18 protein-coding genes are annotated in these 22,887 nt (G+C 72.9%); 6 read left to right on the top strand and 12 right to left on the bottom strand.

The genetic code is table 11. The features are described 5' to 3' along the window. Positions 1–27: 27 nt before the first annotated feature. The 9 genes from murG to rsmH all read right to left on the bottom strand — a co-directional run bounded on the left by murG (position 28) and on the right by rsmH (position 11,656). Positions 28–1,122, bottom strand: coding sequence for an undecaprenyldiphospho-muramoylpentapeptide beta-N-acetylglucosaminyltransferase (gene murG, locus AMK18_RS25255; protein ID WP_018104454.1), 1,095 nt, complete (start codon positions 1,120–1,122; stop codon positions 28–30). 6 nt (positions 1,123–1,128) lie between these two features. Beyond that, complete coding sequence (ftsW, locus tag AMK18_RS25250; protein ID WP_018104453.1) at positions 1,129–2,463, bottom strand: putative lipid II flippase FtsW; 1,335 nt, start codon at positions 2,461–2,463, stop codon at positions 1,129–1,131. 49 nt (positions 2,464–2,512) lie between these two features. Beyond that, on the bottom strand, positions 2,513–3,955 hold the full coding sequence (murD, locus tag AMK18_RS25245) for a UDP-N-acetylmuramoyl-L-alanine--D-glutamate ligase (RefSeq protein ID WP_241836643.1): 1,443 nt from the start codon (positions 3,953–3,955) through the stop codon (positions 2,513–2,515). Continuing rightward, entirely contained in the window at positions 3,937–5,007 is a 1,071-nt protein-coding gene (gene mraY / locus AMK18_RS25240) for a phospho-N-acetylmuramoyl-pentapeptide-transferase (RefSeq protein WP_018104451.1), read from the bottom strand. The genes murD and mraY overlap by 19 nt, the downstream gene beginning before the upstream one ends. Continuing rightward, positions 5,004–6,410 (bottom strand): UDP-N-acetylmuramoyl-tripeptide--D-alanyl-D-alanine ligase, encoded by a 1,407-nt coding sequence (locus AMK18_RS25235; RefSeq protein ID WP_018104450.1) that lies wholly within the window; start codon positions 6,408–6,410, stop codon positions 5,004–5,006. The genes mraY and AMK18_RS25235 overlap by 4 nt, the downstream gene beginning before the upstream one ends. A gap of 4 nt (positions 6,411–6,414) precedes the next feature. After that, positions 6,415–8,133, bottom strand: a complete 1,719-nt coding sequence (locus tag AMK18_RS25230) for a UDP-N-acetylmuramoyl-L-alanyl-D-glutamate--2,6-diaminopimelate ligase (RefSeq protein WP_073864604.1) — start codon at positions 8,131–8,133, stop codon at positions 6,415–6,417. Between the two features lie 17 nt (positions 8,134–8,150). Further along, entirely contained in the window at positions 8,151–10,118 is a 1,968-nt protein-coding gene (locus tag AMK18_RS25225; RefSeq protein WP_073864603.1) for a peptidoglycan D,D-transpeptidase FtsI family protein, read from the bottom strand. Between the two features lie 4 nt (positions 10,119–10,122). Then, positions 10,123–10,596 carry an FtsB family cell division protein gene (locus tag AMK18_RS25220; RefSeq protein WP_073864786.1) on the bottom strand — a complete coding sequence of 158 codons (474 nt, stop codon included), beginning with the start codon at positions 10,594–10,596 and terminating at the stop codon, positions 10,123–10,125. Positions 10,597–10,690: 94 nt separating this feature from the next. Next, positions 10,691–11,656 carry a 16S rRNA (cytosine(1402)-N(4))-methyltransferase RsmH gene (gene rsmH, locus AMK18_RS25215; protein ID WP_018104446.1) on the bottom strand — a complete coding sequence of 322 codons (966 nt, stop codon included), beginning with the start codon at positions 11,654–11,656 and terminating at the stop codon, positions 10,691–10,693. Positions 11,657–12,033: 377 nt separating this feature from the next. Between rsmH and AMK18_RS25210 the strand changes: the two genes are divergently transcribed. The 4 genes from AMK18_RS25210 to AMK18_RS25195 all read left to right on the top strand — a co-directional run bounded on the left by AMK18_RS25210 (position 12,034) and on the right by AMK18_RS25195 (position 17,668). Then, positions 12,034–12,564, top strand: a complete 531-nt coding sequence (locus tag AMK18_RS25210; protein ID WP_018104445.1) for a beta-class carbonic anhydrase — start codon at positions 12,034–12,036, stop codon at positions 12,562–12,564. A gap of 259 nt (positions 12,565–12,823) precedes the next feature. Further along, entirely contained in the window at positions 12,824–13,873 is a 1,050-nt protein-coding gene (locus AMK18_RS25205; RefSeq protein ID WP_026171700.1) for an AAA family ATPase, read from the top strand. Then, positions 13,873–15,243: a DUF58 domain-containing protein gene (locus tag AMK18_RS25200; protein ID WP_018104443.1), complete on the top strand. Its 1,371-nt coding sequence runs from the start codon at positions 13,873–13,875 to the stop codon at positions 15,241–15,243. Before AMK18_RS25205 ends, AMK18_RS25200 begins: the two co-directional genes overlap by 1 nt. A gap of 10 nt (positions 15,244–15,253) precedes the next feature. After that, the gene (locus AMK18_RS25195; RefSeq protein WP_073864602.1) at positions 15,254–17,668 is read left to right on the top strand and encodes a transglutaminase TgpA family protein; all 2,415 of its coding nucleotides are present in this window, start codon (positions 15,254–15,256) and stop codon (positions 17,666–17,668) included. A gap of 159 nt (positions 17,669–17,827) precedes the next feature. Here AMK18_RS25195 and AMK18_RS25190 read toward each other — a convergent pair whose 3' ends face one another. The 3 genes from AMK18_RS25190 to AMK18_RS25180 form a co-directional block, all read right to left on the bottom strand. Continuing rightward, positions 17,828–18,226: a DUF3040 domain-containing protein gene (locus tag AMK18_RS25190; protein WP_018104441.1), complete on the bottom strand. Its 399-nt coding sequence runs from the start codon at positions 18,224–18,226 to the stop codon at positions 17,828–17,830. Between the two features lie 282 nt (positions 18,227–18,508). Beyond that, the gene (locus AMK18_RS25185) at positions 18,509–19,267 is read right to left on the bottom strand and encodes a class I SAM-dependent methyltransferase (protein WP_073864601.1); all 759 of its coding nucleotides are present in this window, start codon (positions 19,265–19,267) and stop codon (positions 18,509–18,511) included. Between the two features lie 97 nt (positions 19,268–19,364). Further along, positions 19,365–19,892 (bottom strand): SAV_6107 family HEPN domain-containing protein, encoded by a 528-nt coding sequence (locus tag AMK18_RS25180; protein WP_018104439.1) that lies wholly within the window; start codon positions 19,890–19,892, stop codon positions 19,365–19,367. 166 nt (positions 19,893–20,058) lie between these two features. Here AMK18_RS25180 and AMK18_RS25175 point away from each other — a divergent pair, with 166 nt between their 5' ends. After that, a complete protein-coding gene (locus AMK18_RS25175; protein WP_073864600.1) occupies positions 20,059–20,826 on the top strand; it encodes an ATP-binding cassette domain-containing protein in 768 nt (255 codons plus the stop codon). Continuing rightward, positions 20,798–22,885 carry a YhgE/Pip family protein gene (locus AMK18_RS25170; RefSeq protein WP_073864599.1) on the top strand — a complete coding sequence of 696 codons (2,088 nt, stop codon included), beginning with the start codon at positions 20,798–20,800 and terminating at the stop codon, positions 22,883–22,885. The genes AMK18_RS25175 and AMK18_RS25170 overlap by 29 nt, the downstream gene beginning before the upstream one ends. Positions 22,886–22,887 lie beyond the last annotated feature (2 nt).

Genomic DNA, 22,887 nt, shown 5'->3' with positions numbered 1-22,887 from the left:
GGGCCACCGCCCCCGGACCCGTCGGCCTCACGCGTTACGGCGTGCGGCGATCGCCTCGTACACCATGCCGACCAGCAGATCGTCGGCGTCCCGGCGGCCGAACTCGGCCGCGGCCCGGGACATTTCATACAACCGGTGCGGATCCGACAGCACTGGGAGGACGTTGCCCTGCACCCACTCGGGGGTGAGCGCGGCGTCGTCCACCAGCAGACCGCCGCCGGCGTTGACCACCGGCTGGGCGTTGAGCCGCTGTTCGCCGTTGCCGATGGGCAACGGGACGTAGGCGGCGGGCAGTCCGACGGCGGAGAGTTCGGCGACGGTCATCGCGCCCGCGCGGCAGAGCATCATGTCGGCCGCGGCGTACGCGAGATCCATCCGGTCCACGTACGGTACCGGGATGTAGGGGGGCATCCCGGGCATGTTGTCCACGCGCGGCAATTCGTTCTTCGGCCCGACCACGTGCAGGATCTGGATGCCGGAGCGCTGGAGCAGCGGAGCGACGCGCTGCACCACCTCGTTGAGGTGGCGGGCGCCCTGCGAGCCGCCGGAGACCAGCAGCGTCGGCAGGTTGGGGTCGAGGCCGAACGCCGCGCGCGCCTCGGGGCGGACCCGGGCCCGGTCGAGGGTGGCGATGGTGCGGCGGAGCGGGATGCCGATGTAGCGGGCGCCGCGCAGCTTGCTGTCGGGCGTGGAGACGGCGACGCCGTGCGCGTACCGCGAGCCGATCTTGTTGGCCAGGCCGGGGCGGGCGTTGGCCTCGTGCACCACGATCGGGACGCCCGCGCGCTTGGCGGCGAGATAGCCCGGCAGGGCCACGTAACCGCCGAAGCCGACCACGCAGTCGGCCCTGGTGCGTTCCAGGATCTGCTCGGCGGCCTTGATGGTGCCGCGCAGCCGGCCCGGGACGGTGATGAGTTCGGGGGTGGGCTTGCGCGGCAGCGGTACGGCCGGGATCAGCGCCAGTTCGTACCCCCGCTCGGGTACGAGTCTGGTCTCGAGTCCGCGCTCCGTGCCGAGAGCGGTGATCCCCACGCTCGGGTCCTGCCTGCGCAGGGCGTCCGCGAGGGCAAGCGCGGGCTCGATGTGGCCGGCGGTCCCCCCGCCGGCGAGTACGACATGCACCGAATTTCACCGCTCTCCGGACGGCCGCTTCTTGACGCGCCGTCTCATCGTCTTCCATCTCACCCCGGGCCTCCGCACGGCCAGGGCCGCCTTCGCGGCGGGCTCGTCCCGCGCGAACGCGATCAGCAGCCCGACGGCGAACATGGTCGGCAGCAGGGCCGACCCCCCGTAGGAGAACAGCGGGAGCGGGACACCGGCGATCGGCAGCAGGCCGAGCACCGCACCGATGTTGATCACGGCCTGCGCCGTGATCCAGGTGGTCACACCTCCCGCTGCGTACCTCACGAAGGGGTCCTCCGTGCGTCCGGCCACGCGGATACCCGCATAGCCTAGAGCCGCGAAGAGGGCGAGCACCGACAGCGTCCCCGCCAGCCCCAGTTCCTCCCCGGTGATGGCGAAGATGAAGTCGGTGTGCGGTTCGGGAAGTTGGCCCCATTTTTCCACACTCGCGCCGAGACCGGAACCGAACCATCCGCCCGACGCCAGAGCATAGATGCCGTGCACGGCCTGCCAGCAGGAGCCTCCCGGCCCCGGCTCGCTGGCCCCCATGCAGTCCAGCCGGGACATGCGGTTGGGGCTGGTCTTGATCAGCAGGAATCCGATGAGCCCGGCGGTGGCGAGCACTCCGGCGAACAGCCGGGTGGGTGCCCCGGCCAGCCAGAGCAGGCCGAACAGGATGGCCGTGAGAATGATCGCAGTGCCCATGTCGCCGCCGAGCATGATGAGCCCGAGCAGCATGAAGGCGACCGGCACCAGCGGCACCAGCATGTGCTTCCACTGGGTCAGCAGCCGCTTGTCCTGTTTGCGGGCGAGCAGGTCGGCCCCCCACAGCACGAGCGCCAGCTTGCCGAACTCGCTGGGCTGGAGCTGGAAGGGCCCGCCCAGATAGAGCCAGTTGCGGTTGCCGTTGACCGACATCCCTATCCCCGGCACCTGGACCAGGACCATCAGGAAGACGGCGCCCATGAGCAGCGGGTAGGACAGCGCGCGGTGCAGCTTCACCGGCATCCGGGCGGCGGCCGCCATCAGCCCGGCCCCGATCACGGCGGCCAGGAACTGCTTGCGGAAGAAGTAGGTGCCGGGCTTGCCGAGCTCCAGCGCCTTGATCATCGAGGCGGAGTAGACCATCACCAGGCCGAGCACGGTGATCAGCAGTCCGGCGCCCAGGATCACGTAGTACGCCGTCAGCGGCCGGTCCCAGGCCCGCCGTGCCCGCTCGTACAGCCGCCGCACTCCGCCGCCGCGCGGGCTGCGGGGGCCGCCGGTGCTCCGGACCCGCACCGACGCGGGCCGCCGGGCCTTGGCCGCGGGCCTGACCCGCACGCTCTCTTCGGCCGGCATGTCCCTGTCCCCTCCACTGCTCGTGCCCGGGGCGCGGCGGCCGGGCCCGTCAGACGCTCTCGGCGGCGCGTGCGCGGACGGCGTCCGCGAATGCCTCGCCCCGCTTGTTGTAGTTGACGAACATGTCCATGGAGGCGCAGGCCGGGGCCATCAGTACGGTGTCTCCCGGCCGGGCGAGCCGCGCGGCCTCGCGGACCGCCTCGGACATCGCCCCAGTGTCGGTCCGGTCGAGGTCGACCACGGGTACCTCGGGGGCGTGTCGCGCGAGGGCTTCGCGGATCAGGGCGCGGTCGGCGCCGATGAGCACGACGCCCCGCAGCCGCTTGGCGCAGCCGGTCACCAGCTCGTCGAAGGTGGCGCCCTTGGCCAGGCCGCCGGCGATCCAGACGAGGGAGTCGTAGGCGGCGAGCGAGGCTTCGGCGGCGTGCGTGTTGGTGGCCTTGGAGTCGTCCACGTACGCGACCCCGTCCACGTCCGCGACGTGCTCGATGCGGTGCGGGTCGGGGCGGAAGTTCCGCAGCCCGTCGCGGACGGCGGCGGGTTCGACGCCGAAGGCGCGGGCCAGCGCCGCGGCGGCCAGCGCGTTGGCGATGTTGTGCGGGGCCGGCGGGTTGACGTCGCCGACCTCGGCCAGCTCCTGGGCCTGCTTCTGGCGGTTCTGCACGAACGCCCGGTCGACCAGGATGCCGTCCACCACCCCGAGCTGCGAGGGCCCCGGCGTACCGAGGGTGAAGCCGATGGCGCGGCAGCCCTCCTCGACGTCCGCCTCGCGCACCAGGTCCTCGGTGGCCGGGTCGGCCGCGTTGTAGACGCAGGCGACCTGGTTGCCCTCGTAGATCCGGCCCTTGTCGGCGGCGTACGCCTCCATGGAGCCGTGCCAGTCGAGGTGGTCGGGGGCCAGGTTGAGCACGGCGGCGGAGTGGGCGCGCAGCGAGGGCGCCCAGTGCAGCTGGTAGCTGGAGAGTTCGACGGCGAGCACGTCGTACGTCTCCTCGCCGAGGACGGCGTCCAGCAGGGAGACGCCGATGTTGCCGACGGCGGCGGTGCGCAGCCCGGCGGCCTCCAGGATGGAGGCGAGCATCCGTACGGTCGTGGTCTTGCCGTTGGTGCCGGTGACCGCGAGCCAGGGGGCCGGCTCGCGGCCGTCCTGGCCGCGCAGCCGCCAGGCGAGTTCGACGTCGCCCCAGACCGGGACGCCCGCATCGGCGGCCGCGGCGAACAGCGGCTTGCCGGGCTTCCAGCCGGGGGCGGTGACGATCAGCTCGGTGGACGCGGGCAGGGTGTCGCCGTCGCCGAGGCGCACGGCGATGCCCTGCGCCTCCAGCTCGGCGGCCTGGGCGCGGGAGCGCTCGTCGTCGCCGTCGTTGACCACGGTGACGACGGCGCCGAGGCCGTGCAGGACCCGGGCCGCCGGGATCCCGGAGACCCCGAGCCCGGCGACCGTGACGTGCTTGCCCTGCCAGTCCACGTTGCTCACTTCTTGGCTGCCCATCCTGCGTAGAAGAGGCCGAGGCCGACGATCACGCACATGCCCTGGATGATCCAGAAGCGGACCACGACAAGGACTTCGGACCACCCCTTGAGTTCGAAGTGGTGCTGGAGCGGGGCCATGCGGAAGACGCGCTTGCGGGTCATCTTGAACGAGCCGACCTGGATGACGACGGACATCGTGATCATCACGAAGAGACCGCCGAGGATGGCCATCAGGAATTCGGTGCGGGAGCAGATCGCCAGACCGGCGAGCGCGCCGCCGAGGGCGAGCGAACCGGTGTCCCCCATGAAGATCTTGGCCGGGGAAGTGTTCCACCACAGGAAGCCGAAGCAGGAGCCCATCAGCGCGGAGGCCACGACCGCGAGGTCGAGCGGATCGCGCACTTCGAAACAGGCGCTCGGGTTCGTGAGGGTGGTGGCGTTGGCGCAGGACTCCTGGAACTGCCAGAGCCCGATGAAGGTGTACGCGCCGAAGACCATCACCGACGCGCCGGTGGCCAGGCCGTCCAGACCGTCCGTCAGGTTCACGCCATTGGACATGGCGAGAATCATGAACAGCGCCCAGACAACGAACAGCACCGGGCCGATCGACCAGCCGAAGTCCTCCACGAAGGAGAGCTTCGTGGAGGCCGGGGTGTTGCCGCGGGCGTCGGCGAACTGGAGCGAGAGCACCGCGAAGGCGATCCCGACTATCAGCTGGCCGGCCATCTTCGCCTTCGCCCGCAGACCGAGCGAGCGCTGCTTGACGATCTTGATGTAGTCGTCGAGGAAGCCGACGAGTCCCATGCCGGCCATCAGGAAGAGGACCAGCACACCGGAGAAGCGCATCTCCTCGCCGGTGATCACCTTCGCCAGGAAGTACGCGATGAGCGTCGCCAGGATGAAGGCGATGCCGCCCATCGTGGGCGTGCCCTTCTTGGACCCGTGGGTACGCGGGCCGTCGTCGCGGATGAACTGCCCGTATCCCTTGCGGGCCAGGAGCTTGATCAGCAGCGGCGTGCCGACCAGGGTCAGGAAGAGCCCGATGGCTCCCGCGAAGAGGATCTGCCTCATCGGCCCGCGACCTCGCCCTCGGTCGCGTTCTCCAGCAGTGCTGTGACGACCTGCTCGAGGCCGACCGACCGGGACGCCTTCACCAGCACCACGTCTCCCGGGCGCAGTTCCCTGCGCAACAGGTCGACGGCAGCCTGTGCGTCGGACACGTGCACCGACTCCTCACCCCACGAACCCTCGTTGTATGCGCCCAGTTGCAGCCAGGAGGCTTCTCTGCCCCCGACCGCGACGAGCTTGCTGACGTTGAGCCGGACGGCGAGCCGTCCGACCGCGTCGTGCTCGGCGAGCGAGGCGTCGCCGAGCTCGGCCATCAGGCCGAGCACCGCCCACGTACGACGCCCCTTCCCCATGGCGGCCAGCGCGCGGAGCGCTGCCTTCATGGATTCGGGGTTGGCGTTGTAGGCGTCATTGACGAACGTCACGCCGTCCGGACGCTCGGTGACCTCCATGCGCCAGCGGGAGAGGGTGCCCGCCTCGGAGAGCCCTTCGGCGATCTCGTCTGCGGACAGGCCCAGCTCATGGGCGACGGCGGCCGCGGCGAGCGCGTTCGACACGTGGTGCTCACCGTACAGGCGCATGGTCACCTCGCTGCACCCGGTGGGTGTTCGGAGGCGGAACGCGGGGCGTCCGTCGTCGGTGAGGTGGACGTCTTCGCCCCGTACGTCCGCATCCGCGCCCTCGCCGAAGAGGACGACGCGGGCCTTGGTACGGGAGGACATGGCGCGTACGAGAGGGTCGTCGGCGTTGAGCACGGCGATGCCGTCCTCGGGGAGCGACTCGACCATCTCGCCCTTGGCCTGGGCGATCTGCTCCTTGCCGCCGAACTCGCCGATGTGCGCGCTGCCGACGTTGAGCACGAGGCCGATGCGCGGCGGGACGAGTTCGGTGAGGTAGCGGATGTCCCCGATGTAGCGGGCGCCCATTTCGAGGACCAGGTGCTTGGTCTCGTCGGTGGCGCGCAGCGCGGTGAGGGGCAGGCCGATCTCGTTGTTGAGGTTGCCCTCCGGGTAGACGGTGGGCCCCTTGCGCTCCAGGAGTTGCGCGATGAGGTCCTTGGTGGAGGTCTTGCCCGCGGAGCCGGTGAGGGCGACGACGGTGGCGCCGAGGCGGCCGACGACGGCGCGGGAGAGCGCGCCGAGGGCGGCCACGACGTCGTCCACGACGATGGCGGGCACGCCGACGGGGCGGGTGGCCAGGACGAGGGCCGCGCCCGCCGCGACGGCGCGCTCGGCGTAGTCGTGGCCGTCGGCCCGTTCGCCGGCGAAGGCGACGAAGAGGCTGCCGGGGGTCACCTTGCGGGAGTCGATGACGACGGGCCCGCTGACGGTTGCCGACCGATCCGGTATGTCGTGCGTCTGCCCGCCGACGATTTCGGCGATCTCGGCGAGGGAAAGGGCGATCACTTGGTCATCCCTGACTGTTGTTCTCGTGGTGGGAGGCACGGGGTCCGGCGCCTTCGTGCCCCAGGGAGCGCTCGATGGCCTCGCGCAGGACGACCCGGTCGTCGAAGGGGCGGACGACGCCGTGGACGTCCTGGCCCTGCTCGTGGCCCTTGCCGGCGACGAGCACGGTGTCGCCGGGCTCGGCCCGGGCCACCGCGGCGGCGACGGCCGCGGCGCGGTCGGCGTCGACCAGGACGTCGCCGCGCTCGTGGACGGGCACCTCTGCGGCGCCCGCGAGCATGGCGGCGAGGATGCCCAGGGGGTCCTCGGAACGGGGGTTGTCGGAGGTCAGTACGGCGGTGTCGGCGAGCCGGGCCGCCGCCGCGCCCATCGGACCGCGCTTGGTGGTGTCGCGGTCTCCGCCGCAGCCGAGGACGATGTGCAGCCGGCCCTTGGTGACCTTGCGCAGGGACCGGAGCACGGACTCGACGGCGTCGGTCTTGTGCGCGTAGTCGACCAGGGCGAGGTAGGGCTGTCCGGCGTCGATCCGCTCCAGTCGGCCGGGCACCCCGGGCACCGTCGCGATGCCGTCCGCCGCGGTCTGCGGGTCGATGCCGGCGACGGCGAGGGCGACGATCGCGGCCAGCGTGTTGGCGACGTTGAACGGGCCGGGCAGCGGGGCCTTGGCGGTGGCCCGCTCGCCGTTCGGCCCGACGGCGGTGAAGGTGGAGCCGAGCTGGCCGACGACGACATCCTCGGCGCGCCAGTCGGCGTCCGGGTGGCCCTCGGCGGAGAAGGTCGTGACGGGCACCGTCGCCTCGGTGACGAGCCTGCGGCCGTACTCGTCGTCGTAGTTGACGACCCCCTGCCTGCTGCGGCGCGGGGTGAACAGCTGGGCCTTGGCCTGGAAGTAGTCCTCCATGCCGGAGTGGAACTCCATGTGCTCCGGGCTGAGGTTGTTGAAGACGGCGACGTCGAAGACGCAGCCGTCGACCCGGCCGAGGACCAGCGCGTGGCTGGAGACCTCCATGGTGACGGCGTCGGCGCCGCGTTCGCGCATGACGGCGAACAGGGCCTGGAGATCGGTGGCTTCGGGCGTGGTGCGCTCGGACTTGATGCGCTCGTCGCCGATCCGCATCTCCACCGTGCCGATGAGCCCGGAGGTGCGTCCGGCACCGCGGAAGCCGCCCTCGACCAGGTAGGCGGTGGTGGTCTTGCCGGAGGTGCCGGTGATGCCGACCTGGAGGAGGCCGGTGCCGGGGTGGCCGTAGATCTCGGCGGCGAGTTCGCCCATCCGGCCGCGCGGGTCCTCGGTGACCAGGACCGGCACGCCGGTGGCCCGGGCGCGGTCGGCGCCGGAGGGGTCGGTGAGGATGGCCGCGGCGCCGAGACCGGCCGCCTGGGTGGCGAAGTCGGCGCCGTGCAGGCGGGCGCCCGGCAGGGCCGCGTACAGGTCTCCGGGGCGCACCGCACGGGAGTCGTGGGTGATGCCGGTGATGTCGCCGGTGCCCGGCGGTTCAAGTCCCAGCCGCTCTGCCAGCGTGACCAGGGAGGTGGGCCGCAGGCGGTCCGGGCGAGGCGCTCCCGGGTAGTTCACAGGCGCGTCCTTCTGGGTCGTTCGGGGCTGTTCGGCGTGGGGCACGGCGGTGAGCGTACCGGGCTCACCCGGCCTCTCGCGAAGTGAGGGGCCCGCGGACCGGACGTTCTCGTTCCGGTTCCCGGGGTCGGGGGTGATGGTTGTCACTGGTGGTCTCCGCGCGTTCACTCGCCGGTTCCGAAGAACACCGGCAGCTTGGCCGGCGCGTGGCCGGACGGGGGTGTCTGGAGGGTCTTGAGGGCGAATTCCATGACCTGCTTGTAGATGGGCCCGCAGGTCTGGCCGCCGAAGTGGCTGCCCTTGGTGGGGTTCTGGATCGCGCAGTAGACGGTGACCTGGGGGTCGTCGGCGGGCGCGAAACCGGCGAAGGAGGCGGTGTAGCCGTGGTAGCCGCCGCGCACCGGGTCGACGCGGTTGGCGGTGCCGGTCTTGCCCGCGACCCGGTAGCCGGGGATCTGGGCCTTGGTACCGGTGCCCTCCTGGTCGGCGACCACCGATTCGAGCATGGTGGCGAGCGTCTTCGCGGTCTTCTCACTGACCACGCGCGTCTGTTCGGGCGCCTCGGCCGGGTTGAAGCGGCCGTCCGGGCCCTTGGTGCCGCGTACGAGCGTCGGCTGGATCCGTACGCCTCCGTTGGCGATGGTCGAGTAGATCGAGGCGGCCTGCATGGCGTTGAGGGAGAGGCCCTGGCCGAACGGGATCGTGTACTGCTGCGAGGTGGACCAGTCCTGCGGCTTGGCGAGGAGGCCGGGCGTCTCGCCGGGGTAGCCGAGCCCGGTGGGTGATCCGATGCCGAACTTCCTCAGATAGGAGTACAGCACCTTGTTCGCCTGCGGTTGGGTCTTGCCGAGCTGGCCGGTGGCCATGATGGTGCCGATGTTGCTGGACTTGGCGAGCACGCCGTTGAGCGTCAGCTGCCAGGTCGCGTGGTCGACGTCGTCCTTGAAGAGGCGGTCGCCCCGGTGCAGCCGGTTGGGGACCGTGACGTGCGTGAGGGGCGTGGCGGCGCCTTCTTCGAGGACGGCGGCCATGGACATCACCTTGCTGGTGGAGCCGGGCTCGTAGACGTCCTGGAGGGCCGCGTTGCCGAGCGAGGCGGCGTCGGCCTGGGAGAGGTCGTTGGGGTCGAAGCCGGGGGCGTTGGCCATGGCGAGGACCTCGCCGGTGCGGGTGTTCTGCACGATGACGTAACCCCGGTCGGCCTTGGACTTCGTGACCTGTTCGGAGATGGCCTTCTGGGCCGCCCACTGGATGTCGCGGTCGATGGTCAGCTCGATGTCGGAGCCAGGGACCGCAGGGACCTCCTTGGTGCCCGCCGTGGGCACCCTGCGGCCGCCGGACTGGGCGTACTTGATGGTGCCGTCCTCGCCCGCGAGCTCCTTGTCGAGCTGGGATTCGAGGCCGCCGGCGCCCTTGCCCTCGGCGTTGACGTAACCCAGTATCCCGGCGGCCAGGGTGCCGTTGGGGTAGACCCGCTTGGTGGTGCCCTCCTGGAAGACACCCGCCAGCACGTTGGCGCCGGGCCCGCCGGCCGCCTTGTCCTTGGCGGCCTTCTCGGCGAAGACGGACTTGAGGTCCTTGATCTGCTTCCAGACCTGGGGGGTCTGCCTGCGCGCCAGGACCGCGTACCGGCTCTTGGGCTTGGAGAGCTTCTTGACCAGCCCGTCCGCGTCGACGCCGAGGATCGGCGCGAGCAGGGCGGCGGCCTGCTGGGGGGCGTCGGGTGCCTTGCTGTCGGCCGGCGTGAACATCTTGGGGTCGGCCGTGATGTCGTACGCGTCCACGCTGGTGGCCAGCGCGATGCCGCTGCGGTCGGTGATCTCCCCGCGTTCCGCGGCGACCGTGTAGCTCAGGTAGCGGTTGGTCTCGGCCTTCGCGGCGTACGCGTGCGCGTCGACGGCCTGGACCTGGAGGAGCCGTACGACGAACGCGATCATGACGAGCGTCAGGGCGAGGCTGACCAGCCGCAGCCGGGGACGCGGGCTGCCCAGCCGCAGCGGCCGCCGGGAGCGGGCGCGCTGAGCGGCGGACGGCGGCCGCCGGCGCTGCTGGGGGCGGCCGGACGCCGCGGAGGCGTTACGGGGACGCGCGGGGCCGGGTACCCGGCGGCGCGGCGGTTCCTTGGGGGGCACTGCGTCACCTGCCGGGGCTCGTGGAGGGCTGGGCTGCCGGTGTGCCGGAGGGCGTGGACCCGGTGGGCCCGGGCGCCGGGGTGACGGCGGCCGTACCGGTGGGGGTGGGCGTGGGCGTCGGGGTGGGGGCCGGCCTGCTCGGCGGGGGCGCGACGACCGGGGCCGGAGCGGCCTTGGACGGGACGCCCCGGACCTTGCCGTCGGGGTCGAGGAAGGCGGGGCTGCCGCCGGGGACCATGCCCAGCTCGCGGGCGCGGCGGGCCAGGGCGTCGGGCTCGAAGGAGGCGTCGACGTCGTGCTGGAGGGCCTGCTGCTCGTCGGTGAGTTCGGTGGTCCGCTTCTTCAGCTCGCTCAGCTCGAAGGAGCCCTCGTTGAGCGCGGAGTTGAGGAGCAGCAGCGTGATCAGGCCGCCGCCCAGGAGCACCACGACCAGCAGGACGAACGGGGTCCTGGCCGCGGTGCTCGGCCCGGCGGGCATCAGCCGGGTGAGCCGTGCGACGCGGCCCTTGGGCTGCCCGGCCGGTTTGCTCACCGCGCCGCTCCGTCCCCGGCGCGCGCGGCCGTCCGGCGGCTCACCGCTCGTCCTCGCGGATGCGCTGGGCGCCGCGCAGCCGGGCGGGGGCGGCGCGGCGGTTCTCCGCGACCTCCTCCTCGGTGGGGAGTTCGGCGCCCCGGGTGAGGAGCTTCAGCCGGGGCTGGTAGCGCTCGGGGACGACGGGCAGGCCGGGCGGTGCGGTGTTGGCGGCGCCCGCCGCGAGGACCTGCTTCACGAGCCGGTCCTCCAGGGACTGGTACGAGAGGACCGCGATGCGCCCGCCGACGGCGAGGGCGGCGACGGCGGCCGGAATGGCCCGCTCCAGGACGGTGAGCTCTCCGTTGACCTCGATGCGCAGGGCCTGGAAGGTGCGCTTGGCGGGGTTGCCCCCGGTGCGCATGGCGGCCTGCGGCAGGGCCTCGCGGATGAGTTCGACCAGCCGGGCGCTGTTGGTGAAGGGCTCCTTCTCGCGCTCGCGCACGACGGCGGAGACGATGCGCTTGGCCTGCTTCTCCTCGCCGTACGCGCGCAGGATGCGCACCAGTTCGCCCGGCGGGTAGGTGTTGAGGACCTCGGCGGCGCTCACGCCGGTCGTCTGGTCCATGCGCATGTCGAGCGGTGCGTCGCGGGCGTAGGCGAAGCCCCGGTCGGACTCGTCCAGCTGCATCGAGGAGACGCCGAGGTCGAACAGGATGCCCTGCACCTTGGGGATGCCGAGCCGGTCGAGCACCTCGGGCAGTTCGTCGTAGACGGCGTGCACCAGGGTCGCGCGGTCGCCGTAGGGGGCGAGCCGTTCGCCGGAGAGGCGCAGGGCCTCCTTGTCCCGGTCGAGGGCGATCAGCCGGGCGGTGGGGAAGGCGGAGAGCAGCGCCTCGCTGTGGCCGCCGAGGCCGAGGGTGCAGTCGACGACCACGGGGGGCTGCGGGCCCGGGGCCTCCAGAGCCGGTGCCAACAGGTCCAGGCATCGCTGGAGCATCACCGGGACGTGTCGGGTCTGGCTCATGCGCCCTCTCAGGCTCAGCTCCCGGTGGCGGGACGTACGGCCTGGTCCCCGCCCGCTCGCGAAGGGGAGGTCCGCCGGCGCCGGGGAAGGGGCGTCAGCCGACCGGCGAGCGGGAGAGGGCCGGGCCGTACGTACGCCGCGCACACGGGTAAAAGTTCGAAATGTGCAGGGTGTCGGTAACTTCCCGTCACTTTAGTCCACCCTGCCACTCGATCGATTCCCGATCAATCAACCCGACAGCGCGTCGGCCGTCGCGCGTTCACCCGCACGGGTGGCCGGAGGCGGGCTTGTGGATTACCTCACAACAAGCACCGTTGACGTTTTTTGTCCGCTTCCCTCTCGCCCGGGGACGGGTGGTGCGGGCTAACGTCTTGACCATGTCGACTTCCGCGCACTCCCCCGCCTCCAGCCCCACCGTCACCGACCGCCTGGTCGAGGCGAACGGCCGTTACGCAGCAGACTTCAAGGACCCCGGCATGGACGCCAAGCCGGTGCTCCAGGTCGCCGTGGTCGCCTGCATGGACGCCCGTCTCGACCTGCACAAGGCCCTCGGCCTCTCGCTGGGCGACTGCCACACCATCCGCAACGCGGGCGGCGTGGTCACCGACGACGTCATCCGGTCGCTGGCGATCAGTCAGCGGGCGCTGGGCACCCGCAGCATCGTCCTGATCCACCACACGGGCTGCGGCATGGAGTCGATCACGGAGGACTTCCGCCAGGAGCTGGAGCACGAGGTCGGCCAGCGGCCGTCCTGGGCCGTCGAGGCGTACACCGACGCCGACCAGGACGTACGGCAGTCGATGCAGCGGGCCCGCACCTCGCCGTTCCTCAAGCACACCGACGACGTGCGCGGTTTCGTCTTCGACGTGACCACCGGCAAGCTTCGCGAGGTCCTGCCCGCTTCCTGACCGAAGGTCCGCGTGGTCCCGGACCACCACCTTCCGGTGACGAAATCCTCACCCAATCCGACATATCGCCCCCGGTTGTCCACAGGCGAGTGACACGAAGCGGTAACGGCAACAAGAATGCGTGGGAGACACCCCGCCGGACCCCGTCCGGCGCGGTGTCCGCAATTCGGGGTGGGCCGGGCCGCACGAGGGCGCCGGTCCGTTGACTGGGGAATCCCCTGCTCCTGGTGAGCGTGGGGCGGGGCCGAGGAGGGCCGGGGTGACGACCTATGACGATCGAGCGAGCCTCACAGATCTGACCACCACCGTGGATCGGGTGCGCAGGTCGATGGAGGCCGTGATCGAGGGCAAGCCCGAGGTCGTGCGGCTCTCGCTGACCGTGCTGCTCGCGGAGGGGCACCTCCTGATCGAGGACGTCCCGGGCGTGGGCAAGACCATGCTGGCCAAGGCGCTGGCCCGGTCCGTCGACTGCTCGGTGCGGCGCATCCAGTTCACACCCGACCTGCTGCCCTCGGACATCACCGGTGTGTCGATCTACGACCAGCAGCGCCGGGACTTCGAGTTCAAGCCCGGCGCGATCTTCGCGCAGGTCGTGATCGGCGACGAGATCAACCGCGCCTCCCCGAAGACCCAGTCCGCGCTCCTGGAGTCGATGGAGGAGCGCCAGGTCACCATCGACGGGCACAGCTACGAGCTGCCCGACCCCTTCATGGTCGTGGCGACGCAGAACCCGGTGGAGATGGAGGGCACGTATCCGCTGCCCGAGGCCCAGCGCGACCGGTTCATGGCCCGGGTGTCGATCGGCTATCCCAGCGCGGAGGCCGAGCTCCGGATGCTCGACGTGCACGGCGGCCTCTCGCCGCTCGACGACCTCCAGCCCGTGGCGCACGCGCACGACATCGTGAAGCTGATCGAGACGGTCCGCGCGGTGCACGTCGCCGAGGCCGTCCGCAGATACGCGGTCCAGCTCGTCGCGGCCACCCGCAGCCACCCCGACCTCCGGCTCGGCGCCTCGCCGCGCGCCACGCTGCACCTGCTGCGCGCCGCCAAGGCGTCCGCCGCGCTAGCCGGCCGGGACTACTGCCTGCCGGACGACGTGCAGGCCCTGGCCGTCGCGGTGCTCGCCCACCGGCTGCTGCCCACCGCGCAGGCCCAGCTCAACCGCCGCACCGCCGAGCAGGTGGTGCTGGAGATCCTTCAGCAGACCCCGGTGCCCACGGCCTCCGGCGGGTCCGGCGCCCCCGCCCCCGCGTATCCGGCGGGCCAGGCGTACGGCGGAGGGCAGCAGCCCGGCGCGCGGCGTCCGTGATGGCCGCGTCGGGGCCCGTCGCGATGGACGGCGGCGACGACAAGGGCGGGGTACGCGCCGCGCTCGGCGGCCTGACGACCCGTGGGCGGTCCTTCCTCGCGGCCGGCATCGCTGCGGCGGCCTGCGCCTATGTGCTGGGCCAGGGCGACCTGCTGCGGGTCGGGCTGCTGCTCGCCGTGCTGCCGCTGGTGTCCGTGACGGTGCTCTACCGGACCCGCTACCGGGTCACGGGCACCCGCAGGCTCTCCCCCTCGCGCGTCCCGGCGGGCTCCGAGGCCCGCGTGCACCTGCGCATGGACAACGTCTCGCGGCTGCCCACGGGTCTGCTGATGCTCCAGGACCGGGTGCCGTACGTGCTCGGGCCGCGGCCCCGGTTCGTGCTGGACCGGGTGGAGGCGGGCGGGCGCCGCGAGGTGTCCTACCGGGTCAGGTCCGACCTGCGCGGCCGCTATCCGCTCGGCCCGCTGCAACTGCGGCTGAGCGACCCCTTCGGCATGTGCGAGCTGACCCGCTCCTTCAGCGCCTACGACACCCTGGTCGTGGTCCCCCGCACCGAACCGCTGCCGCCCGTGCCGCTGGCCGGTGAGTCCTCCGGATACGGCGAGGGCCGTCAGCGGTCCCTGGCGCTGGCCGGTGACGACGACGTGATCCCGCGCGGTTACCGCTACGGGGACGATCTGCGCCGGGTCCACTGGCGTTCCACCGCGCGCTACGGGGAGCTGATGGTGCGCCGCGAGGAGCAGCCGCAGCGCGCCCGGTGCACGGTCCTGCTGGACACCCGCCGGACCGCCTACCGGGGGGCGGGGCCGGACTCCGCGTTCGAGTGGGCCGTCTCCGGGGCGGCGTCCGCGCTGGTGCACATGCTGGAGCGCGGCTTCGCGGTCCGGCTGCTGACGGACGCGGGGAACGCGGTGCCGGGCGAGGGCGAGGGCGGTTTCGCGGGTGCCACCCAGGCCACCGCGGACGCGGCGGGGCTGATGATGGACACCCTCGCGGAGATCGGGCACTCCGACGGCGGGGGCCTCTCCCGCGCCCACGACGTGCTGCGCGGGGGCGGCGAGGGACTGCTGATCGCCTTCCTCGGCGATCTGGACGAGGAGCAGACGGGGATGGCCGCCCGGATGCGGCAGCGCAGCGGCGGGGCCGTGGCCTTCGTCCTGGACAGCGCCGCCTGGGTGAACGGCGAATCGCCCGCCTCCCGGGAGGCGGCGGAGCGGCGGCTGCGGCTGCTGCGCGAGGCGGGGTGGACGGTGGTGCCGGTGGAGCCGGGCGCGCGGCTGGCCGAGTTGTGGCAGCTGGCGGGCCGGCACGGTGCGGCGGCCGGGTCCGGTGGAGCGGCCGGTCCGGCGGGATTCGGGAGTTGGTCATGAGGGGGCGGTCATGAGCGGTCGGGGCAGGCTGGCGCTGGCCGCCTTCGCGGCGACGCTGATGGCGTCCTGTTCGATGCTGCCGCTGGTGGACCCGGTGAGCTGGATCGTGCAGGCGGCCTTCCTGCTGGCCGTGCAGTGCGGGGTGGGGGTGCTGGGCCGCCGGGTGCCGTTGCCCCGGCTGCTGACGGCCGCCGTCCAGGCGCTGGTCATGGTGGTGCTGCTGACCGTGGCGTTCGCCCGGGAGCAGGCGGTGGCGGGCGTGCTGCCCGGACCGCAGGCCGTGCGGCAGCTCGTGGACCTGCTGACGGCCGGCGGGGACGACGTCGGGCAGTACGCGATCCCGGCACCGGCGACCCCGGGCATCCGGCTGATGCTGGTGGGCGGCGTCCTGCTGGTCGGGCTGCTGGTGGACACACTGGCGGTGACGTTCCGCAGTGCCGCGCCCGCCGGGCTGCCCCTGCTGGCGCTGTACTCGGTGGCCGCCGGGCTGGCGGAGGGCAGCGCGGGCTGGCTGTGGTTCCTCCTGGCCGCCTGCGGTTATCTGCTGCTCCTGCTGGCCGAGGGGCGCGACCGGCTCTCCCAGTGGGGCCGGGTCTTCGCGGGGGCCGCACGGCCCCGGGGCGCTTCGTCCGCCGGGCTCGACAGCACGGGCGGCGGCCGGGCGCTCGCGCCGGTGCGTACGGGGCGCCGGATCGGGGTGGTGGCCCTCGGGATCGCGCTGGTGGTGCCCGCGGCGCTGCCCGCGCTCGACGGCGGGCTGCTGGGCGGTACGGGCGGCGGGGGCGGCAAGGGGCGCGGGGGCGGCACGATCTCCGCGGTGAACCCGCTGGTCTCGCTCCAGGACAACCTCAACCAGCCGGAGAACCGGCAGGTGATGTCGTACCGCACCGACGCGAGCAGCCCGGGCGACTTCTATCTGCGCATCCTGGCCCTGGACCAGTTCAACGGGAACGAGTGGCGTGCCTCGACCCGCGGGCTCCAGGACGTGCCGAAGCGGCTGCCGACCCCGGCCGGTCTTTCCTCGTCCGTCGCGGTCGCGGAGATCAGGTCGACCGTCTCGGCGTCGGCGTCCTACAAGCAGACGTATCTGCCGCTGCCGTACCCGGCGTCCGAGGTGCGGGTCGGCGGCCGGTGGCGCTTCGAGCCGGAGGGGCGCACCCTCGTCGGTGACGACGGGGAGACCACCGGCGGCGCGCAGTACACGGTGACCAGCCTCGACGTGCAGCCGACCGCCGACCAGCTCGCCCACGCGGGCGCGGTGCCGCCGGAGCTGCTGCGCGAGTACACGGAGGTGCCCGATTCGCTGCCGAAGGTCGTCGCGCGGACGGCCGACGAGGTCACGAAGGGGGCCGCCAACTCCTACGAGCGGGCGGTGAAGCTCCAGGACTACTTCTCCACCGACGGCGGGTTCCGGTACGACACCTCGGTGGACTCCGGTACGGGCAGCGCGGCGATCGCCCGCTTCCTGAAGGACAAGCAGGGCTTCTGCGTCCACTTCTCGTTCACGATGGCGGCGATGGCCCGGACGCTGGGCATCCCGGCCCGGGTCGCGGTGGGCTTCACGCCGGGCAGCGCGCAGGCGGACGGTTCGTACTCGGTCGGCCTGCGCGACGCGCACGCCTGGCCCGAGCTGTACTTCGAGGGCATCGGCTGGACGCGCTTCGAGCCGACGCCGACGCGGGGCTCCGTCCCGTCGTACACCCTGCCCGACGCGCCGTCCGGTGACCCGGCGGACCCGGCCCGGCCGGAGGCGGACGCCTCGGCGCCGGTCGCGGCCACGCCCTCCGCGTCGGAGAGCTGCCCGGCGCAGATGCGCAGGCAGGGCGAGTGCGGGCAGTCGGCGGCGCCCGGTGCGGCCGCGCCGACGGACCCGGGGACGCCGACGGGGACCGTGCTGGGCGTGGCCGCCGGGGTGGTGCTCGTCCTGGTGCTGCCCCTGCTGCCGATGTTCTGGCGGCTGCGGGCGCGGGCCCGCCGCCTGGGATCCTCGGGCGGCCGCACCCCGGCCGACGCGACCGCGCGGACGCTGGCCGTGTGGCGGGAGGTCACCGACACGGCGTGGGACCACGGCATTCCCCCGGACGAGGCGCTGACCCCGCGCCGGGCCGCCGAGCGGCTGGTGCGTCTGGGCCGACTGGACACGGAGGCGGCGGACGCGGTGCACCGGGTCGCGGGAGCGGTGGAGCAGGCGCTCTACGCCCGCGAGCCGCGCCCGGCGTCGGGCCTCGCAGAGGACGCGCAGGCGGTACGGACCGGTCTGGGCCTGTCCGCCGGCCGCCCGGCCCGCCTCCGCGCGCTCCTCGCCCCCCGCTCGTCCGTCCGGGTGGCCTGGGCCCTCTCGAAGCGCCGGGCATCCCTCTCCGCCCGCTTCCGCCTCCCGCCCCGCCCGGCCTGGACCCGACGCCCGTCCCGCCAGGAGGGCTGAGGGGGGGCCGGGGGCGGCCGGGTCTTTCGGGGCCCGCCGCCCCGGGCCGGGCGGTGGTCACCCCGGCCCGGAACCGCCGCCGCGCAGCCGCAATGTCCCGCACACGCTGAAGGGCGGCCGCTCACATCGCGGCCGCCCTTCGGCTGAAGCGTTCTGTGTCTACTGTCCCTGCTCGTCGCGGCGGCGCTGCCACCGCTGTTCGATCCGGTTCATCACGGACCGGCGCTGGCGGGACTGCCTGCGGTCACCCGCACCACCGGTGCGCACCGACTGCTGTTCGCCCGGCTTGGGCGCCTTGCGCCATCCCGTGACCGCGAGCACCGCGCAGCCCAGCATGACGAGGAAGCCCACCACGCTGATCCAGATCTGCTGAGCGACCATTCCGGCCATGAGGAGCGCGATACCCACCAGAAAGCCAGCGATCGCCTGGTAGACCCGTCGCCGGGTGTACGTACGCAGCCCACTTCCCTCGAGCGCTGTCGCGAACTTGGGATCTTCGGCGTACAGCGCTCGCTCCATTTGCTCGAGCATTCGCTGCTCGTGCTCCGAGAGCGGCACGGAGTCCTCCTCGTCGTCGGCCGCGGGGGGCGGCCGGTATGCGGCCCTTCCAGGATAGGCAGGGAATCGCCCCCGTGAAACCCGCCCTCATTGCCAAACTGCCAGTCCGGGCCGCCACGACGGCTCGGTTGCTGAGTTGATTCCCCAACCTCCGATCCGTCATGCCGGATGGTGTCCCCCGATCATACGGGGCCGGAGCGCCGAACGGGGCGGTCGGTGCGTACTCCGTCTGCCGCTGCGTCGCTGATCAGCCGCGCTCCCGCCGGTAACCCCCCGGGGGGTTCAGCCCCGCTTGGTGCCCAGGACGTGCAGCTGCGTGGCCACGGAGTGGAACGCGGGCAGTTCGGCGGCGGCGGCCTCCAGCCGGAGCAGGGCCTCCATCGCGCCCGGCTCGGTGTCCACCAGGACCCCGGGGACGAGGTCGGCGAAGACCCGGACCCCGTGCACGGCGCCCACCTCGATGTCGGCGGCGGTGACCAGCTCGGCCAGCTGCTCGGCCGTGTACCGCCGGGGCATCGGGTCCCCGTCGCCCCACCGGCCCTCCGGGTCGCCCAGCGCGTGCCGCGCCTCGTTGAAGTGGCCGGCCAGCGCGCGGGCCAGGACGGCGCCGCCGAGCCCGGCGGCCAGCAGGCTCAGCGCCCCGGCCGGACGGAGGGCCTCCACCGCGTGCCGTACGCCCTCGGCGGGGTCGTCCACGTACTCCAGGACGCCGTGGCAGAGCACCGCGTCGTAGCCCCCGCGCTCGACCACGTCGAACAGGCCGAGGATGTCGCCCTGCACCCCGTGCACCCGGTCGGCGACCCCGGCCTCGGCGGCGCGGCGCTCCAGCGCGAAGAGCGCGTTGGGGCTGGGGTCGACCACGGTGACCCGGTGGCCGAGCCGGGCGGCGGGCACCGCGAAGTTGCCCGTGCCGCCGCCGGTGTCCAGCACGTCCAGGGCGTCCCGGCCGGTCGCCTTGACCCGGCGGTCGAGGGCGTCCTTCAGGACCTCCCAGACCACGGCGGTACGGAGGGAGGCACGGGGGCGCAGCGGGTCGGACACGGCAGTTGACTCCTCGGCACGGGCCGCCCGGGGGCGGAGCGTGAACAGCGCAGGTAACAGGTACCGCCCACCCTATGGCCTGGCGCCGTCCACGCGGTCACCCCGCGTCGGGCCGCTCCCCGCGCGGCTGGGGCAGCACCGGCTGGAGCACGAGCAGCCGTTCCACGAGGCGCAGGAACATGGCGGCGTCGCGCAGCAGGTCGTCGGCCTGCCGTCGGCTGGCCGCGCCGGGTATGCCCGCCTCGGCGCGGGCCCGCCGGGCGGCGCCGGAGGCGAAGAGGGCGCTCCACTCGGCGAGCTCGGGGGCCAGCTCCGGAAGGATTTCCCAGGCGCTGCGGATCGGTTCCCTGCGCCGCCGCACGGGCTCGGGGCGGGCCCGTGCGGCGAGGACGGCGGCCGCGGTGCGCAGGGCGGCGAGGTGGGCGGTGGCGTACCGCTCGTTGGGCACGGAGAGGACAGCTGCCTCGTCCAGGCCGGCGCGGGCCTGGGTGAGGAGATCGAGGGCGGCGGGCGGTGCGGTGGTGCGCCGGACGACGGGGTGGACATCGCGGGCCGGGCCGGTCGGTGAGGGAGCAGGGCCGTCTGCGCGGCGTCGCGGGGCGGCGGCTGCGGACGAGTGGGCCATGACAGAACCTCCTGTCTCGGTAACGGCTCTGTGGCCGTCTGTATCCATCGTGACGGCCCCCACTGACAATCGACCCGGACACCCCTCTGACCTGGTCTTTTGCTTCGCTCGCAAGTTCGGGCTACTTTTTGGACTGACCAGTCAGTTCAAATGAGGGGTAGGGTGCGTGGAGAGTCCGCACGGGGCGGCCGTCACCGCCGAGGACCTGGGGCTCGAAGGGCCGCGCGGCTGGGCCTTCCGGGGGGTGAGCCTCCGCGCGGAACCCGGCGCCCTGATCGCCGTCGAAGGCCCGTCCGGCTCCGGCCGTACCTGTCTTCTGCTCGCCCTCACCGGCCGTATGCGCCCCACCGAGGGCGAGGCCGCGACCGCCGGCCTCGTCCTGCCGCGCCGGGCCGCCGCCGTCCGCCGCGTCACGGCCCTGGGCCCGGTGCCCGGGGTCAGCGAGCTGGACCCGGCGTTCACGGTCGCCGAGCACCTGCGCGAACGGGCCCTGCTGCTGCGCCGCTACGACGGCTCCCCGCGCGCCCTGCTCCGCCGCCCCCGCGAGCGGGCCGCCGCCGCCCGGACCCGGATCGACGCCGCCCTGGAGGCCGCCGGGCTCGACCCCGCCACGCTGCCCAAGGCCGAGCGCACCGCCGTACGCGATCTGGAGCGGACCGAGGCGCTGCGGCTGTCCGTGGCCCTCGCGCTGATGGGCCGGCCCCGGCTGCTCGCGGTGGACGACACCGACCTGAAGCTCTCCGACGCCGAGCGGGCCGAGGTGTGGGAGCTGCTGCGCTCCGTGGCCGCCGCCGGCACCACCGTCCTGGCCGTCTGCAGCGAGGCCCCCGAGGACGCCGTCACCGTACGCACGGGCACCGCCCCGGAAACCACCGAAGCCACCACCCACGAGGAGGAACCGGCCGATGCGTTCGCCGAGACTGGCCGCGCTTGAGCTGAGGCGCTTCGGCAGGGGGCGGCTGCCGCGCGCCGCGCTCGCCGCGCTCCTGCTGCTCCCCCTGCTCTACGGCGCCCTGTACCTGTGGTCCTTCTGGGACCCGTACGGACGCCTCGACCGCATCCCGGTCGCCCTGGTCAACGACGACAAGGGCGCCACCGCCGACGGCAAGCGGATCGCGGCCGGTGACCAGATCACCGGCAAGCTCCTCGACTCGAAGACCTTCGACTGGCACGAGGTGAGCGCCGAGGAGGCGGACCGGGGCGTCGAGGACGGCACGTACTACCTCTCGCTGCGCATGCCGTCGGACTTCAGCAGTCGCATCGCCTCCAGCGCCGGTGACTCCCCCGAGACCGGCGCGCTCGAGGTGCGGACCAACGACGCGAACAACTACATCGTCGGGCAGATATCCCGGACGGTGTTCTCCGAGGTCCGCACGGCCGCGTCCGCGAACGCCTCGCGCGGGTTCCTCGACCGGATCTTCATCAGCTTCTCCGACCTGCACGACGAGACCGCGAAGGCGGCCAAGGGCGCGGCCGACCTCAGGGACGGGACCGGCAAGGCGAAGAAGGGCTCGAAGGACCTCGCGGACGGGCTGAAGGACGCGAAGGCGGGCAGCAAGAAGCTGTCCGGCGGGATCGTGAAGCTCGACAAGGGCGCGGGCGACCTGGAGACCGGTTCGCGCCAGGTCGCCGACGGCACCCAGCTCCTCGCCGACAAGGTCAACGGGGTCGCCGCCGACGTGCGCCCGTTCCTGAAGGACAACGGGAAGGCCATCGGCGACACCGCCCGGCTGGTCGCCGACACCTCGAAGACCGTACGGGACAACCTGGACCTGCTCGTGAAGGCGGCGCCCACCGCCGCCACCGCCGCGCACACCGCCGCCGACGACCTCACCGACATCCACCGCACCCGCTGCGAGGAGCAGCCGGTCCCCGACCCCACCGTCTGCCCGCCGCTGAAGCGGGCCGTGACGGCGGCGGACGACGTCGCCGCCGTGGCCGACGACGTGAACGCCCTGGTCAAGAACCAGAACGGGGACCTGACGAAGCTCCGCACCCAGCTGACCACGCTGGAGAAGCAGGCGAAGGCACTCGCCACGCGCTCCCCGCACCTGGACGAGGATCTGGAAGCCGCGGTCAAGAAGATCAACGCGCTGAACACCGGCGCGCACAAGGTCGCCACCGGCGCGGACCGGCTGCACACCGGGCTGGGCACGGCGAAGACCGGCGCGTCCGACCTGGACACGGGCGTCGGCAAGCTCAAGACGGGCGCCACCGACCTCGACAAGGGCCTGGTCCGCCTGAAGGACGGGTCCACCACGCTCGCCCAGGGGCTCGGCGACGGCGTCGGCAAGATCCCCGACTACGGGAAGAAGGACCGCGACGCCCGTACGGAGGTCATGGCCGACCCCGTACGACTGGCCTCGCAGTCGCTGCACTCCGCCCCGAACTACGGCACCGGCTTCGCGCCCTACTTCATCCCGCTCTCCCTCTGGGTCGGCGCGATGGTGGCGTACATGCTGATCCAGCCGCTCAGCAGGCGCGCCCTGGCCGCCGGGGCACCGGCCTGGCGGATCGCCCTCGCGGGCTGGCTGCCGGTGGCCGGGGTCGGGCTGCTCCAGACGGCCGCGCTGATGTCCGTCCTGCACTGGGGCCCCGGCCTGGACATGGCGCACACCGCCGGGACGCTCGGCTTCCTGGCGCTGGTCACCTGCTGCTTCGCGGCGATCGTGCAGTGGCTGAACGCCTGCTTCGGCGCGGCGGGGCGCATCCTCGTCCTCGCGCTGCTGATGCTCCAGCTGACCTCGGCCGGCGGCACCTACCCCGTACAGACCAGTCCGGGCTTCTTCAACGCGATCCACCCGTACCTGCCGATGAGCTACGTCGTGGAGGGGCTGCGCCGGCTCATCACGGGCGGCGGGCTCGGCCCGGTCTGGCAGGGCTGCGCGGTGCTCGCGGCCTTCACCGCCGGGGCGCTCGCGCTGACCGCCCTGTCGGCCCGCCGCAAGCAGATGTGGACACTGGAGCGGCTGCATCCGGAGCTGAGCCTGTGACC

The organism is Streptomyces sp. CB01249 (genome assembly GCF_001905735.1).
In the GTDB taxonomy this organism is placed as follows: domain Bacteria; phylum Actinomycetota; class Actinomycetes; order Streptomycetales; family Streptomycetaceae; genus Streptomyces.
The sequence above is the reverse complement of the archived record's forward strand: the minus strand, read 5'-3'. Positions and strand labels throughout refer to the sequence as shown.